This window comes from Actinomadura sp. NPDC000929, from assembly GCF_040492065.1.
Classification (GTDB): Bacteria; Actinomycetota; Actinomycetes; order Streptosporangiales; family Streptosporangiaceae; genus Spirillospora; species Spirillospora verrucosospora.
Genome location: NZ_JBEUPA010000101.1, coordinates 17,337 through 31,997, shown reverse-complemented (window position 1 = coordinate 31,997; position 14,661 = coordinate 17,337). Strand labels below are relative to the sequence as shown.

General features: G+C 72.9%; 14 protein-coding genes. 3 read left to right on the top strand and 11 right to left on the bottom strand.

Translation table 11 applies throughout. From position 1 onward, the window contains the following. The first annotated feature begins 328 nt into the window (after window positions 1–328). Window positions 329–904, top strand: a complete 576-nt coding sequence (locus ABWI04_RS28775; RefSeq protein WP_353834410.1) for a DUF4870 domain-containing protein — start codon at window positions 329–331, stop codon at window positions 902–904. Window positions 905–923: 19 nt separating this feature from the next. Here the strand turns inward: ABWI04_RS28775 and ABWI04_RS28770 are convergent, their stop codons facing one another. The 3 genes from ABWI04_RS28770 to ABWI04_RS28760 form a co-directional block, all read right to left on the bottom strand. After that, window positions 924–1,748: an LLM class F420-dependent oxidoreductase gene (locus ABWI04_RS28770; RefSeq protein ID WP_345175119.1), complete on the bottom strand. Its 825-nt coding sequence runs from the start codon at window positions 1,746–1,748 to the stop codon at window positions 924–926. A 64-nt stretch (window positions 1,749–1,812) separates the two neighbouring features. Continuing rightward, window positions 1,813–2,577 (bottom strand): hypothetical protein, encoded by a 765-nt coding sequence (locus ABWI04_RS28765; protein ID WP_353834409.1) that lies wholly within the window; start codon window positions 2,575–2,577, stop codon window positions 1,813–1,815. A gap of 57 nt (window positions 2,578–2,634) precedes the next feature. Next, window positions 2,635–3,318, bottom strand: coding sequence for a cyclase family protein (locus ABWI04_RS28760; RefSeq protein WP_345175117.1), 684 nt, complete (start codon window positions 3,316–3,318; stop codon window positions 2,635–2,637). Between the two features lie 45 nt (window positions 3,319–3,363). On the opposite strand from ABWI04_RS28760, the gene ABWI04_RS28755 reads away from it, so the two are divergent. Beyond that, the gene (locus tag ABWI04_RS28755; RefSeq protein ID WP_345175115.1) at window positions 3,364–4,191 is read left to right on the top strand and encodes a HipA family kinase; all 828 of its coding nucleotides are present in this window, start codon (window positions 3,364–3,366) and stop codon (window positions 4,189–4,191) included. Beyond that, on the top strand, window positions 4,188–4,604 hold the full coding sequence (locus ABWI04_RS28750; protein WP_345175112.1) for a DUF3037 domain-containing protein: 417 nt from the start codon (window positions 4,188–4,190) through the stop codon (window positions 4,602–4,604). Before ABWI04_RS28755 ends, ABWI04_RS28750 begins: the two co-directional genes overlap by 4 nt. A 19-nt stretch (window positions 4,605–4,623) precedes the next feature. Here the strand turns inward: ABWI04_RS28750 and ABWI04_RS28745 are convergent, their stop codons facing one another. The 8 genes from ABWI04_RS28745 to ispG all read right to left on the bottom strand — a co-directional run bounded on the left by ABWI04_RS28745 (window position 4,624) and on the right by ispG (window position 14,588). Then, a complete protein-coding gene (locus ABWI04_RS28745; protein WP_345175110.1) occupies window positions 4,624–5,532 on the bottom strand; it encodes a hypothetical protein in 909 nt (302 codons plus the stop codon). A 230-nt stretch (window positions 5,533–5,762) separates the two neighbouring features. Beyond that, window positions 5,763–5,912 (bottom strand): hypothetical protein, encoded by a 150-nt coding sequence (locus ABWI04_RS28740; protein ID WP_353834408.1) that lies wholly within the window; start codon window positions 5,910–5,912, stop codon window positions 5,763–5,765. After that, window positions 5,903–6,829: a helix-turn-helix domain-containing protein gene (locus ABWI04_RS28735; protein WP_353834407.1), complete on the bottom strand. Its 927-nt coding sequence runs from the start codon at window positions 6,827–6,829 to the stop codon at window positions 5,903–5,905. The genes ABWI04_RS28740 and ABWI04_RS28735 overlap by 10 nt, the downstream gene beginning before the upstream one ends. A 66-nt stretch (window positions 6,830–6,895) precedes the next feature. Further along, window positions 6,896–7,738, bottom strand: a complete 843-nt coding sequence (locus ABWI04_RS28730; RefSeq protein WP_345175215.1) for a GNAT family N-acetyltransferase — start codon at window positions 7,736–7,738, stop codon at window positions 6,896–6,898. Between the two features lie 115 nt (window positions 7,739–7,853). Next, entirely contained in the window at window positions 7,854–9,446 is a 1,593-nt protein-coding gene (locus ABWI04_RS28725) for an alpha/beta hydrolase (protein WP_345175107.1), read from the bottom strand. 228 nt (window positions 9,447–9,674) lie between these two features. Beyond that, on the bottom strand, window positions 9,675–11,270 hold the full coding sequence (locus tag ABWI04_RS28720) for an alpha/beta hydrolase (protein ID WP_353834406.1): 1,596 nt from the start codon (window positions 11,268–11,270) through the stop codon (window positions 9,675–9,677). Window positions 11,271–11,450: 180 nt separating this feature from the next. Beyond that, complete coding sequence (locus ABWI04_RS28715) at window positions 11,451–13,112, bottom strand: alpha/beta hydrolase (RefSeq protein WP_353834405.1); 1,662 nt, start codon at window positions 13,110–13,112, stop codon at window positions 11,451–11,453. A gap of 282 nt (window positions 13,113–13,394) precedes the next feature. Further along, entirely contained in the window at window positions 13,395–14,588 is a 1,194-nt protein-coding gene (gene ispG, locus ABWI04_RS28710; protein WP_353834404.1) for a flavodoxin-dependent (E)-4-hydroxy-3-methylbut-2-enyl-diphosphate synthase, read from the bottom strand. Window positions 14,589–14,661: the final 73 nt, after the last annotated feature.

Below are 14,661 nucleotides of genomic sequence, written 5' to 3'. Positions count from 1 at the left end.
ATCTCGTCCGCCACCGCGGCGGCCGCGGGCGCGTCGGCGCCGGTGAGGACGGTGGCCTCGGCCAGCTCGCGCACGCGGGCGGCCAGGCCCGTCAGCGCCGCGGCCTCGTCGTCCCCCAGCATCGGCCGCTCCATCGGGATCGCGCTCACTCCAGCCTCCTCGCGGGGCATGCCCCCCATCGCCCCATTGGCCGAACGAAATTCTAAAATATGTCGGAGAGCGGTCCGGACGCAGGTCCCGCTCAGCGGTCGCCCCGCCGGGGAGCCCGGGTCCTATAGATTCCTGCGGTACCCCCGAGGGACGCCCGAAGAGGACAAGAGGACGACACGTGACGGACCAGCCCCCGCCACCTTCCGACCAACCGCCGCACGACCAGCCACCGCCCGGCCAGCCACCGCCCGGCCAGCCACCGCCGTACCACGGCGCCTACGGCCAGCCGCCGGGGCAGCCGCCGGGCCCGCCCCACGGCCCGCCGTCGGCCGGTCCGTACGACCCGCGCTACGGCTACGGCCCTCCCGGCGTCCCGTACGGCCCGGGCATGCAGAACCCCGGCGAGGAGACGACCTGGGCGATCTTCGCCTACGTCGGGAACATCCTGATCGGCTTCCTGCCGCCGCTGGTCATCTACCTGGTGAAGAAGAACACCTCGCCGTTCACCCGCTTCCACGCGGCGCAGTCGATGAACTACCAGCTCACCATGCTGATCCACCTCGTGGCCGTGGCGGCGGTCTGCGTCCCGCCGGCCATCCTGCTGGACGCGCCCGCGTTCCTCGCCCTGTTCCTCCTCCCCTACCTGGAGCTGCTGATCGGCGGGTGGGTTTTCCTCATCCTCGGCGCGGTGAAGGCCGGCAAGGGCCAGTACTACCGGTTCCCGACCTTCTTCTGCTATCGCATGATCCGCTGACGGACGGCGGTCCGCCGGCTCACAGGTGGGAGCGGGCGTAGCCGTCCAGCACCGGCAGGACGGCGTCGCGGTCGCCCGCGGGCACGCGCAGCACGACCTCCTCGATCCCGAGCGAGGCGTAGTGGTCGAGCTTGCCGGGGGTGGGCAGCGTCCCGAAGGGGATCACGGGCACCGGGTCGCGCCCCGCGTCCTCGCAGGCGCGGCGCAGGGCGGGCAGGGCCTCGCGGACGCCCGCGCCGCCGATCGGCATCCACCCGTCCCCGTACTCGGCGATGTGCGCGAACAGCGTCGGGCCGGGGGCGCCGCCGAGCAGCACGGGGACGCGGCGGGACGGCTTCGGCCACGCCCGGCTCGGCGCGAATCCGACGAACTCCCCCTCGAAGGACGCCTCCTCGTCCGTCCAGAGGGCGCGCATGGCGAGGACGTGCTCGCGCGCCACCGCGCGCCGCCGCTTCCACGGGACGCCGTGGTCGGCGCCCTCCTCGGCGTTCCACCCGTAGCCGACGCCGAGCGCGATCCGGCCGGGCGCCAGCCGGTCGAGGGTGGCGACGGCCTTGGCGGTGACGATCGGCTCGCGCTGGGCGGGCAGCAGGACGCCGGTGCCGAGGACGATCCGCTCGGTCGTCACGGCCGCCGCGGCTAGCGACACCAGCGGGTCGAGCGTGCGGGAGTACTCCTCGGGCAGGGTCGCGGCGCCCGTCGGCGCCGGGGTGGCGCGGGACACGGGGATGTGGGTGTGCTCGGGGAGGTAGAGCGAGGCGAACCCGCGCGCCTCCGCCTCCCGGGCCAGCTCGTGCGGCGCCATGGTCAGGTCGGTCGCGAACATCGTGATGCCGAGGCGCATGGCACGTCCTTTCCTACGGCTCCCCGCACCCTACGACACGACCAAGCGATTGCTTCCGGCCGGGTCAGCCGAGCTCGCAGACGGCCGCGGTCGCGTCGTCGTGGACCTTGTGGCGCGGCCACCGGACGGCTCCCGGGTCGGTGCGCTCGACCTCCCGCGTCCGCTCGATCAGCCCCGCGGGCCCCGGGTCCACGGCCAGCGCCGCCAGCCCGGCCCAGTCGGTGACGCCGAACAGGTCGGCGAGCCGCGTCGCGCCGTCGGTCAGCAGGAACGCGCGCCGCAGGTCGGCGGCCGGCACCGTGCCGGTGATCGCGGCGTCGGCCACGGCCGGGTCCGCGGCGGCGTAGGACCGCCCGCCGGTGATCTCCCGCAGGCCGTCGCGGCCGTCGAGCAGGACGGTCGAGTCGGCCAGCACCAGGTAGTCGACCAGGTCGCCCCGCAGCCGCAGGGCGAGCACGGTCGCCGCCGGCGTCGTCGGAACCCGCAGGTCGCAGGTCGCCCGGTGCGCGGCCGCCACGTCCGCGATCGCCCCGGCGAGCCGCGCGACCAGCGGCCGGGCCCCCGGCCGGTGCGCGCCCCCGGGCGGCCCCACCGGCGGGCCGGCCTGCGGGCCGAGCCCGTCCAACATCCGGGCCAGCAGCCGGGTTCCGAGCGAGCGGGAGTACCAGGCGGTCCCGTGCACGCAGCCGAGGTCGGTGCCGAGCGGCAGCCCGCACCCGTCGAGCACCACGACCGCCCCGGCGGCCGCCGCCACGAAGTCCTCGTTGGGCCGCTCGGGGCTGCCCTGGTCGGTCGCCCATTCCACCCGCATGTCCACTTCCACCCGCATGTCCACGTCCTCCCGTCGGCGGTGCCCAGTATGGCCGGACGGCCCGCGCCCCGGCCCTCAGACGAGGACGGCGCGGTCGTCGACGCGCGCGACCGCGCGGACGGGGGCGCCGTCCGCACCCGCCAGGGCCAGCGGGAAGAGGGAGACCTCGATCGCGCAGCCCGCCGCCTGGGCGTCGGCGAGACGTCCGAGACCGGTCAGGTTCTCGGCGATCACGGCTCCGGCGCCGCAGAGGACGCGGTGGGCGGCGAGCGAGAAGTCGTCCGAGCCGGGCGGCGGGGTCCGGTCCACGCTGAGCGCGTCGATGCCCACCGTCCTCACGCCCGCGGCGACGATGGCCTCCGCGGTCTCGGGCGCCGGATAGGGGTGGGCCAGGTAGGCCCCGGTCCCCCAGTGCCGCGACCAGCCGGTCGCGATGAGCAGGACGTCACCCGGCGCGAGCCCCGGCGGGACGGCGCCGGGCGGTATCGGCGCGCGAGGCGGAAGGCCCCGGACGTCCATCACCACGGCCGGACCGGTGAAGCGCTCCAGCGGCAGCTCGTCCAGCCTCGGCAGCGCGTCGTCGATGTGGAACGGGGCGTCGACGTGCGTGCCGGTCTGCGACCCCAGGTGCAGCCGCAGCACGTTCACCCCGGCGTCCGCGACCGTGAGGGCCGGGACGGCCTCCACCTCGGGATCGCCCGGATAGACCGGCATGCCCGTCACGATCGGCACCGACAGGTCGACCAGCTCAACGCCCATGCGATCGATTATCCCGGCCGCCGCCCCAGCCGATAGCGTTGCGGCGTGTTGCCACATGTGACCGCCATCCGCTACGTGACGCCGCTCCGCGAGGGCGGATCGCTCCCGGGCGTCGTCGAGGCCGACGACCTCGGCACCTACGTCATGAAGTTCCACGGGGCCGGGCAGGGCCGCAAGGCGCTGATCGCCGAGGTGATCGCCGGTGAGCTGGCGCGCCGGCTCGGCCTCCGGGTGCCCGAGCAGGTGCTCATCGACCTGGACCCGGCGATCGGGCGGCACGAGCCCGACCCCGACGTGCAGGACCTGCTGAAGGCCAGCCCCGGCTGGAACCTCGGCGTCGACTTCCTGCCCGGGTCGCTCGGCTTCGACCCGCTCGGCTGGAGCCCCGACCCCGGCTTCGCGTCCCGGGTGCTGTGGTTCGACGCGTTCATCGGCAACGTCGACCGCAGCTGGCGCAACCCCAACATGCTCGTGTGGCACGGCGACGTGTGGCTCATCGACCACGGCGCGAGCCTCATCTTCCACCACGCGTGGCCGAACGCGGCCCGGCTGTTCTCCGGCCCCTACGACGTGGACGACCACGTGCTGACCCCGTACGCGACCCGGCTGGAGGAGGCCGAGGCCGAACTCGCCCCGAAGATCACCGAGGGGCTGCTGCGCGAGGTCGCCGGCCTCGTCCCGGACCACTGGCTGGAGGGCGAGCCCGGCTTCGCCGGCCCGCGGGCGCTCCGCGACGCCTACCTCGACATCCTGCTGCCGCGCGCCGGGAAGCCGCGCGAGTGGCTGCCCGCCCTCGACGTCAGCTCCCACCGTCCGGACACCTCCGCGCGGCGCGGCCAGAACCGTCCCGGCTGGCTCGGGGGCGCCTCGTGACCGCCGGCAGGACGACCAACATCAGGACGGCGGCCGAGCCGACGGTGTTCGAGTACGCCGCGCTGCGCGTCGTCCCGCGCGTCGAGCGGGGCGAGTCCATGAACGTCGGCGTGGTCGTGTACTGCCGCGCCCTCGACTACCTCGGATGCCGCACGCACCTGGACGAGCGGCGCCTGCTCGCCCTGGACCCCTCGCTCGACCTCGCGGGCGTCCGGTCCGCGCTCACCGCGGTCGACGCGGTGTGCTGCGGCGGGGAGCGCGCGGGCCAGGCCGCCGGGGAGGCCCCGGGCGCGCGGTTCCGGTGGCTGACCGCGCCGCGCAGCACGATCGTGCAGCCGGGCCCGGTGCACGCGGGGCTCACCGGGGATCCGGCGGCCGAGCTCGACCGCCTTCTCGACCTGCTCGTGCGGTAGCGGCCGGGTCCGCCGCGGCTCAGGTCCACTCCCAGCGGATGCCGTGGAAACCGGCGGCCATCCCGAACTCGATGAAGTGGACGCTCTGGTAGCTGGACAACCGCAGGTCGGCGGAGTCCTTCAGCGCGGTGTGCCCGTCGGGCCGCCACGTCCGGTAGCAGCGGGCGGGCAGCGCCGCCGGATGGAAGCGGACCTCGATGAGGTACTCGTGCTGCGGGGTGCGGAAGCCGCGCCCCTCCTCGGTCACGGGCGGACCGGTCTCCTCGAACCCGAAGCCGTACTCCAGCAGGTAGGTCTCGCCGCGCCCGAGCGCCCGGTCGAACAGCAGCTCGGCGGCGATGAGGCCGCTCGTCTCGTCCATCCGGACGCGGCCGAACCGGCAGCCGCGCACGGTGCGGGACGAGGGCAGCACGCCCTGCGGGTGGTGGTACACGGCGATCCAGCGGTCCACGCCGCGCTGCTGGGCCTGGAACACCGCGCGGACGCGGACCTCGCGCAGTTCGCGGCGCCGCCCGATGAGGTACTGGTCGTGCAGGCTGAGCCCGGTGAGCTGCCGCTCGCCGCGGTCGCCGATCTCGTCCAGGAGGTCGCGGACGCCGGGCTCGGGGCACAGCTCCTCGACCGGCAGCCAGGGTCCGGCGGGACGGTCGGTGGTCGGCCTGAGCAGCGTCAGCAGGGAGTGCCGCGGCAGTTCGAGGATGGTCTCCAGGCCGCGGACGGCGCGCAGCGAGTCGGCGCGCTCGGGACGGGTCCGGCCGCGCTGCCAGTAGCTCAGCGTGGACAGGCTGACCGCGATGCCCTGCTCCTCCAGGCGGCGCCGCAGGGAGTCGAGGCTCAGGCCGCGCGCCTGGATGGCGGCGTGCAGGGCGACGTTGAACGGCCCGTACTGGAGGATCTGGAGAAGATCGTCCTCTGCGACACTCTGCATGCTCGGCCTCCGGATCGGCTCCGGCCGGCCCCCGCAAAACGGCCTTGACTACCGCAATTGCCACTTCCGCGCTCACTGTAAGGCTCCCCGGCCCCGATGCCAACAGGCAAAGTGTCACAACCATCGGGCCCGTCCTCCGCCGAATCGGGTACCAATCCGGGCGTGCCGCGGCACCGGATCCCGGCGCGGCGGGTCCGGGCCAGCCGGCGCGGGACGGGCCCGGAAGCCGGTCAGAGGCCGCGCTTGTCGAGCAGGCGGTTCGGCGTCCCGGCCGGGTTGCCGCGGATCACGCCGCTGACGGCGTTGGAGACGAGCCAGGCGCGGACAGCGCTGTAGGACGCGTCGCCGTAGGTGGCCTTGCCTTCCGGTGTCAATGCCATTCCCACTCGATGCCCACGATCCCGCGCCGGACGGTTCCGGCCGCGAGGTTCGCGCTTCCCGAGGTGCCGATCCACAACTCGCCGAGCCGCCGGCGCGGGGACGTGGAACTCTCGGCCGTGAAGCCGTAGCAGCGGGCGGGCAGCCGGTCGCCGTCGAACCGGACGAGCGCCAGGTAGTCGTGGACGGGGTGGGAGAAGCGCCGGTCGTAGCTGTCGGGCGCGGGGAGCCCGATCGGGCCCAGCTCGTACTCGATGACCGCGGTGTCCCCCGTCGCCAGCACCCTGTCGAAGACCAGCTCGAACGCGACCAGGCCGCCCTCGGCGCGGATCCGGCCGGGGCGGCAGTACCGCACGTCCAGGAGCCCGGCCGCGTCGCCGTCCACCACGCCGGGAAGGTCGCCGTCACCTGTCTGGTGGACGCAGACCACGCGGTCGATGTCGTCGCCGGCCGCCCGCAGGACGGTGCGCACCGACAGCGTCCAGAACCGGCGCGCCTCGTCCAGCCGGTACACGTCGTGGACGCTGAGCCGTTCGAGCCGGTGGTCGCCGGAGCGGTCGAGCTGCCCGACGAGGCAGGCGTAGCGCTCGGCGTCCGGCCACAGGTCGCGGACGCCGCGGCCCCGCTCCGTCCCGTTCGGCCCGCCGGGGGCGCCCCCGCGCGCGGACGTGCCCCGGACGGGCGCGGCGCTAGGCGCGGGATCCTCCAGCAGCTCGATGAGGGCGCCGGACGGCACCTGCAGGATCTCCTCCAGCGCGACGACCACGGTGCGCGAGCGCGGCCGGCTGCGGCCCCGCTGCCAGTAGCTCAGGGTGGCCACGCTGACCGTGAGCCCGCGCCGGCCGAGCCGGTGACGGATCCGCTCCAGGGTCAGCCCGCTCGACTGGATCGCCTGCCGCAACGCCCCGGCGAACTCCACGGCGGGATGGTACCCGGCCCGGAAGATCGATTCAGGTACCGGGTCATATCAGGCACGCAATGACAATCAGAAGAGAACCGACATAAAAGAGCCCAGTTCGGTGAATCCGACCCGGCGGTACGCCGCCCGCGCGCGGGTGTTGTAGTCGTTGACGTACAGCGAGACGGTCGGCGCGACGCCGTGCAGCGCCTCCCGCACCACCGCGGACATCCCCGTCTCCGACCGGCCCTGCCCCCGCAGGTCGGGAGGCACCCACACGCCCTGCACCTGGCAGGCGCGCGGGGTGACGGCGCCGATCTCGGCCTTGAACATGACGCGGCCGTCCTCGATGCGGGCGAAGGCGCGGCCGTCGCGGATCAGCTCGGCGACGCGGGCCCGGTAGAGCACGCCCCCGTCACCGGCGTTGGGCGACACCCCGACCTCTTCGGTGAACATCGCCACGCAGGCCGGGTAGACGATGTCGAACTCCTCCATCCGGACCCGGCGCACGCCGGGGTCGGCGGGCACGTCGGGGACGGAGGAGGTCGCCATCACCGGCTGGGCGGCGCGGACGGCCCGCGGCGGCCCCCAGTACGGCGCGAGGATCTCCCACAGCTCTCCGACCGCGCCGACGGGTCCGACGATGGACGAGCAGCGCCGTCCCTGCGCCTGGGCCCGCTCGGCGAACGCCCGGACGGCCTCCGGCCCGGCCGCGACCGGGATGAGGTTGGCGCCCGAGTAGCACAGTGAGACGAGCCTGCCGTCCCGCAGGTAGCCCCACATCTGGGCGCCGAGGCGGCGCGGATCGAGTCCCGCGGCGTGTACGCGGGAGCTCACGAAGACGTTGGACACCGGGTCGGCGTCCAGGATCGCGAGGGCCTCCGCGCGGTACCTGTCGTCCAGCACGCGCACCGGCATCGAGCCCAGCATCCGCACGGCTACCGGCCCCCGGCCCTCACCACTGAAAGCTCCACGTGGACAAGCCTATGCCGTCCGGGGGCCGCACACCTCCACGGCCTCCGTCACGGCCTCGTCCGGGAAGTGGTCACCGGTGCGCGGCCGCGTGCTCCGCCCTGCCCGCCTTGGCCACGACGGGTTCGGGCCCGGCCGCGCACTTGCGATCCGGCCCCGGCCGGTTCGCGGGCAGCGCCCCGCCGCCGAGGTAGGCGGCGACGGCCCCGTCGACGCACCTGTCGCCGGAGAGCGAGACGCCGTGGTTGCGCCCGCCGACCTGGACGAGCAGCCTGGACGTCGGGAACCGGCGGTGCATCTCCAGCGCGCCCGGATACGGGGTCGCGGCGTCCTCGGTGGCCTGCACCATCAGGATCGGCGGCAGCGCGGAGCCGCCCCCGACCCGCGGCTGCGGCCCGCCCGGAACCCCCCAGAAGGCGCAGGGCGCGTTGTACCAGGTGTTGCTCCAGGTCTCGAAACGGTAGCCGCGGCGGTAGAGGCGCTCGCTGTCGGCGTGCCAGCGCCCCCAGTCGCGCGGCCAGGCCGCGTCCCGGCACTGGACGGCGTTGTAGACCGTGTAGTTGTTCTGGTCGAGCCGTGACGGCGGCTGCCACACCTTGCGCAGCGGCCCCGGGTCGTGCCGGACGGCGTAGGCCGACAGCGCCCTCGCGTGCCCGGCCCAGTTGTAGTCGCCGTACCCGTCGGCGAGGAACGCCTCGTCGAGTTCGGAGGGCCCGATCCGCCCGCCGATCGGCTTGGCCTTGAGCGCCGCGCGCACCCTGGCGTAGGCGGCGGCGACCTTCCGTCCGGAGTCGCCGAGCCGGTAGGTCGTGTGGTGGCGGGCGATCCAGGCGAAGTACGCGTGGATGCGCTTCTCGAAGGCGACGTTCTGGTCGAGGTTGTCGCCGTACCAGACCCCGCTCGGCCGGACGACGCTGTCGAGCACCATGCGGCGGACCCGCTGCGGGTACATCGTGGCGTACACCGCGCCGAGGTACGTCCCGTAGGAGTACCCGAAGTAGCTGATCTTCTGCTGGCCGAGGGCGGCGCGGACGGCGTCCATGTCGCGCGCCCCGTCGGCGGTGCCCATGTGCGGAAGGATCGCGCCGTACCGGCGGGCGCAGTCGCCGGCGTAGTGCCGTGCCCGCGCCTTCCACGCCTCCTCCTCCGCCGCGCTCGCGGGGACCGTGTCGGGGCGGGCGCGGCCGGGGCTCTGGTAGCCGGGGTCGCAGATCAGCTCGGGCCTGCTGGCGCCGACGCCGCGCGGGTCGAAGCCGATCCAGTCGTAGGACGCGGCGACCCCCTTCGGCAGCGAGTCGGCGAAGAACCGGGCCAGGTCGCGCCCGTGCGCGCCGGGGCCGCCCCGGTTGAGCAGCACCACGCCCTTGGACCTCGGCGCGGTGTGCCGGGCGCGGCTGATCTCCAGGGTGATCTGCCTGCCGGCCGGGTCCGCGTAGTCGAGCGGCACCCGGACGGACGCGCACTGCAGGCCCTTGAGCCGGGTGCCCTCCACCGGATCCTTGGCGGGGCAGGACTTCCACGCGAGACCGGCGGGCCTCGGCTCGGGACGGGGGGCGGGGGCGGCGTCCGCGGGCCTCCCCAGTGCGGCGGCGGCCCCGGCGACGGCGAGGGTGACCGCGGCGGCCGCCGTCCCGGCGGCGGCCCTCTTTCCAGCGTCGTTCAGCACGTTCGCTTTCTACCGGCGGGGCGGCCGGGAACCGCGCACCCCGAGGATCGCGCGATTCCAGCCCCAAACGGGACCACCCGCGAAAACCAAGCGCCGGTGAAGCGCGACGCGGTGCGCCCGCCCCGCCCTCGCTGAGGGACGGGACGGACGCACCGCGGAACACGCCTGCGCACTATCCGATGGCTGCGCTGCCCACCGTTGTGCTGACCACCGCTGTGCTGCTTACCGTTACGGACGCCCGACCGGAAGGTCCTTGCCCGCGGAGGCGCGTGCGGCCTTCGCGGTCATGGCCGTTGGGTCGGGGTCGTTCAGCGCCGGGACGGCCTTGCAGTAGGCGTCCGGGCCGCGGTGGCTCTGCGGCAGCGCCCCGGTGTCGAGGTACGCCGCGACCTTGTCGTCCAGGCACGCGTTGCCGTTGAGCGTGTTGGCGTGGGTCTTGCCGCCGACCTCGAACACCAGGCGCGAGGACGGGAAGAGCTTGTGCATCTCCACGCCGCCCGCGACCGGGGTCGCCGCGTCCTGGGTGGACTGCACGAGCAGCATGCCCGCCAGGCCCTTGGCGCCCTTCAGCTTGAACTCCGGCCCGCCCTGGAACGGCCAGAAGGCGATCGGGGCGTTGAACCAGACGTTGCTCCAGGTGTTGAACCTGTAGCCCTGCCGGTAGAGCTTCGCGGCGTCGTGGTGCCACTTGCTCCAGTTGCGCGGCCAGCGGGCGTCGGCGGCCTGGACGGCGTTGTACACGGCGAAGCCGTTGTCGTCGCCGCCGGGGTTCATCCAGTCGAGGAGCCCGGAGGCGTCCTTGTCGTTGACCCACGCCGAGAGCGCCTGCGCGAACGGGATGTAGTAGCCGGTGTTGTAGCCGGCGGACAGCACGGTGTCGTCCAGCTCGTCCGGGCCCATCTGGCCGCCGATCGGCGCCTTCTTCGCGGCGGCGCGGACGGCGTAGTACTTGGCCTCGACGGCCTTCTCGCTCTTGCCGAGGTGGTAGAGCGAGTCGTACTTCGCGATCCAGGCCCACCAGGCCTTCATGTTGTGCTCGAACGCCTTGTCCTGCTCCAGCTGGGCGTCGTACCAGACCGTCTTCGGGTTGACGTTGCCGTCCAGCACCATCCGCTTCACGCGCTTGGGGAAGAGCGTGGCGTAGGTGGCGCCGAAGTAGGTGCCGTACGAGAAGCCGTACCAGCTGATCTTGTCCTGGCCGAGCGCGGCGCGGATCGCGTCGACGTCGCGCGCGGCGTCGGTGGTGCGCATGTGCGGCAGCAGCCAGCCGAACTTCTTCGCGCAGTCCTGCGCGTACTTCCTCGACTTGGCGATCCAGGCCTTCTCCTCCTTGGCGGAGGAGGGCACGTAGTCCGGCCGGATCGGGTCGGAGAAGTTCGGGTCGCAGCTCAGCGCGGGCTTGCTGGAGCCGACGCCGCGCGGGTCGAAGCCGATGATGTCGTACTTGGCGGCGACGTCGGCGTGCCCGGTGCCGCCGATCCAGCGGGCGAGGGCGGGCGCGTACTGCAGGCCGCTGCCGCCCGGGCCGCCGGGGTTGACGAACAGGGTCCCCTGGTAGTTCTTCTCGTCGGTGTGCCGGAAGCGCGACACCGCGATGGAGATCTTGCGGCCGTTGGGCCAGGCGTAGTCGAGCGGCACCTCGACCTGGGCGCACTCGGCCTTGTTCATCGGGTCGCTAGGGCCGCTGACCTCGCACTTGCCCCAGTCGATGCCCTTGACCGCCGCGGCACCGAGGCCCCCGGTGTCCGCGCTCGCGGAGACGGCGAACCCTGCGCCGCCCGCCGCCACGACCGCAGCGGTCGCGACGAGAACGATCCTTTTCACTTGACCCCCTCAGATCGGCGACTCCGGGCCGGCGCCATGCCGGAGGGGGGCGTCGCCGATGCGTGGCTGATGCGTACTACCTGCGTGTCGCGACCTGCTCGCCGCGACCTGCGCGGCCGGCGGGTGCCGGACCCCGGGGACCGCTCCCCGGGGTCCGGACCGCATGGGCCGCGCCCGGCGTCAGCGGATGACGTCGGCCTTGAGCTGCGCGGCCTTCAGCGAGCCCGTGCCGCTCAGCGTCCTGGCGGTCGCCGTGGACGGCGGCTTCGGGTCACCGAGCTGCGGGACGTGGACGGTGCTCTGCTCCGGACGCTCTCCCCGCAGGAAGTAGGCGTCGAAGTAGGCGTCCACCTGGGCGGAGCCGCGGTGCACGATGCAGTGCGTGCGGTCGCCGTCCTGGACGACGAGGCGCGAGCCCTTGAGCCTGCGGTGCATCTCCAGCGCGCCCGCGTACGGCGTGGCCGCGTCCGCGGTCGACTGGAACATGAGGATGTTGCGCGGCAGGTCGCGGGTGTGGCCGATGTTCACCGGCTTGCCGGCCTTGGCGGGCCAGTACAGGCACGGGGCGTTGTACCAGGCGTTGGCCCAGGTCTCGAACGGGTGCTTCCGGTCGATCCGCTCGTTGTCGCGCTGCCACTTGTTCCAGCTCAGCGGCCACTGGACGTCGGTGCACTGCACGCCGAGGTAGACGGCGTAGCCGTTGTCGTCGGAGCCGCCGGTCGTCGGCGCGCCGAACGTCCCCGCGAACGTGGCGGTGTCGCCCGACTTGTACGCCGCCAGGGCGGACGCGTACCCGTGCCAGATGGCCTGGCTGCGCCGGTACCCGGCGTTCAGGATCACGTCGGTCAGCTCGTCCGGCCCGACGGCGAGCGTCTGCCCGCTGTCCGGGTCGGTGTAGTAGACGGGCTTGTTCTTGAGCTGCGCCCGCAGGTCGTAGAAGAAGCTCCGGACCTGCTTCTGCGTGGTGCCGAGGTGGTACACCGAGTCGTACTTGGCGATCCAGCCGAAGTAGTAGTCGATGTTGATGTCGAACTGGACGTCCTGGTTCAGGTTGGCGTCGTACCAGGCGTCGGACGGGCCGACGTTGCCGTCCAGCACCATCTTCCCGACGTTCTTGGGGTAGACGGTGGCGTAGGTCGAGCCGAGGTAGGTGCCGTAGGAGGCGCCGTAGTAGTCGAGCTTCTTGTTGCCGAGCGCCCGCCGGATCGACTCCACGTCGTTGACCGAGTCGATCGTCTTGATGTGGTCGAGCAGCCCGGTCTTGTCGGCCTTGCCGCACGCCTCGGCGTAGCCCTTGGACAGCTTCAGCCACGTGGCGACCGACTTGCGGTCACCGGTGCCGTAGTCCGGGCGCGGGGCGTTGGTGTAGTTCGGGTCGCAGCTCAGGGCCGGGACGCTCATGCCGACGCCGCGCGGGTCGAAGCCGATGACGTTGTACGCCTCGCGCATCGGGGCGGAGTTCTGCGCGAACACCCGCGGCCCGAAGAGGGCGCCGCCGCCGCCCGGCCCGCCGGGGTTGACCACGATGTCGCCCTTGGCCGGACCGGAGCCGGTGTGCGGCGTCCGGGTGAGCTGGATCGTGATCTTCTTGCCCTGCGGCTTGGCGTAGTCCATCGGCACCGACAGCTCGGCGCACTGGACGATCTTGGAGACGGGGTACAGCCCGTCGTACAGGTTGTGCACCGTCTGGACGAAGTCCGCGGGGCAGGCGTGCCACTGGGCCGCCGAGGGGTTGAATCCTCCGGCCGTTCCGGCGGAGGGGCTCGCGGCCTGTGCGCTTGTGGCGCCGAGACCGGTGAGACCGAGCCCGGCCACCGCGGCCACGACAACAGTCCTCTTCACATATCCCCCTATCGTGCCGACTCCGGTTGAGTCAGACATACGGGTAAATGAGTGAAGATTGTGGCGGTTCGGGCGTACCGCCCAACAGGGGCCCATCAGAGTGGATGCGGAATCGTGACAAGATCAGCGGAACTCTGTGATAACTCCGAACGTTCCGGTCGCGGATGCCCAGCTCCGGGGCGGGTTCCGGGCATACGAAAAGGCCCCGGATCACAAGACCCGGGGCCCTGAAGTCCCGTTACGGCGCCGCCCGGAAAGCGGGCGCCGGCCCGGACGAGCGAGTCAGCCGACCACCACCTCGGCGCCCGGTCCGGAGACCGTGCCGTCCTCGGCGATCTCGATGCCCATCTCGTCGGCGATGCGCATCGCCTCCTCGATCAGGGTCTCGACGATCTGCGCCTCGGGGACGGTCTTGACGACCTGCCCCTTGACGAAGATCTGGCCCTTGCCGTTGCCCGACGCGACGCCGAGGTCGGCCTCGCGGGCCTCGCCGGGCCCGTTCACCACGCAGCCCATCACGGCGACGCGCAGCGGGACCGGGAAGTCCTTCAGCCCGGCGGTGACCTGCTCGGCCAGCGAGTACACGTCCACCTGCGCGCGACCGCAGGACGGGCAGGAGACGATCTCCAGGCCGCGCTTGCGCAGCCCGAGCGACTCCAGGATCGCCGTGCCGACCTTCACCTCCTCCACCGGCGGCGCGGACAGCGACACCCGGATCGTGTCGCCGATGCCCTCCGCCAGCAGCGCGCCGAACGCGACGGCCGACTTGATCGTGCCCTGGAACGCTGGGCCCGCCTCGGTGACGCCGAGGTGCAGCGGGTAGTCGCAGGCCGCCGCCAGCTTCCGGTACGCCTCGATCATCACGACGGGGTCGTTGTGCTTGACCGAGATCTTGATGTCGCGGAAGTCGTGCTCCTCGAACAGCGAGCACTCCCACAACGCCGACTCGACCAGCGCCTCCGGAGTGGCCCTGCCGTGCTTCTCCAGCAGGCGCTTGTCCAGGGAGCCGGCGTTCACGCCGATACGGATCGGCACGCCCGCGTCCTTGGCGGCGCGCGCGATCTCGCCGACCCGGTCGTCGAACTTCTTGATGTTGCCCGGGTTGACGCGGACGGCCGCGCAGCCGGCGTCGATCGCCGCGAACACGTACTTGGGCTGGAAGTGGATGTCGGCGATGACGGGGATCGGCGACTTGCGCGCGATCGCCGGCAGCGCCTCGGCGTCGTCCTGCGACGGCACGGCGACGCGGACGATCTGGCATCCGGACGCGGTCAGCTCCGCGATCTGCTGGAGCGTGGCGTTCACGTCGGCGGTAAGGGTCGTGGTCATCGACTGCACCGACACGGGGGCGTCGCCGCCCACCGGGACGTCGCCGACCATGATCTGCCGGGATCTGCGGCGGGGCGCGATCGGTCCCGGCGCCCCCTGCCCGTCGCCCTCGCCGCGGACGCTCGGTATACCCAGTGAAACGCTCATCCCTCTCCTCAATTTTCGGCCCCGTACAAAGCCTAGGTGCCCCGCGCGGCTGAGTTGACGGCACCCGGCTTCA

What these genes read in the sequence shown, in the direction of transcription:
- ABWI04_RS28770 (WP_345175119.1), bottom strand. Translation starts at nt 1,748, where the DNA reads ATGCGCCTCGGCATCACGATGTTCGCGACCGACCTGACCATGGCGCCG.
- ABWI04_RS28765 (WP_353834409.1), bottom strand. Translation starts at nt 2,577, where the DNA reads ATGCGGGTGGAAGTGGACATGCGGGTGGAATGGGCGACCGACCAGGGC.
- ABWI04_RS28760 (WP_345175117.1), bottom strand. Translation starts at nt 3,318, where the DNA reads ATGGGCGTTGAGCTGGTCGACCTGTCGGTGCCGATCGTGACGGGCATG.
- ABWI04_RS28745 (WP_345175110.1), bottom strand. Translation starts at nt 5,532, where the DNA reads ATGCAGAGTGTCGCAGAGGACGATCTTCTCCAGATCCTCCAGTACGGG.
- ABWI04_RS28740 (WP_353834408.1), bottom strand. Translation starts at nt 5,912, where the DNA reads ATGGCATTGACACCGGAAGGCAAGGCCACCTACGGCGACGCGTCCTAC.
- ABWI04_RS28730 (WP_345175215.1), bottom strand. Translation starts at nt 7,738, where the DNA reads ATGCTGGGCTCGATGCCGGTGCGCGTGCTGGACGACAGGTACCGCGCG.
- ispG (WP_353834404.1), bottom strand. Translation starts at nt 14,588, where the DNA reads ATGAGCGTTTCACTGGGTATACCGAGCGTCCGCGGCGAGGGCGACGGG.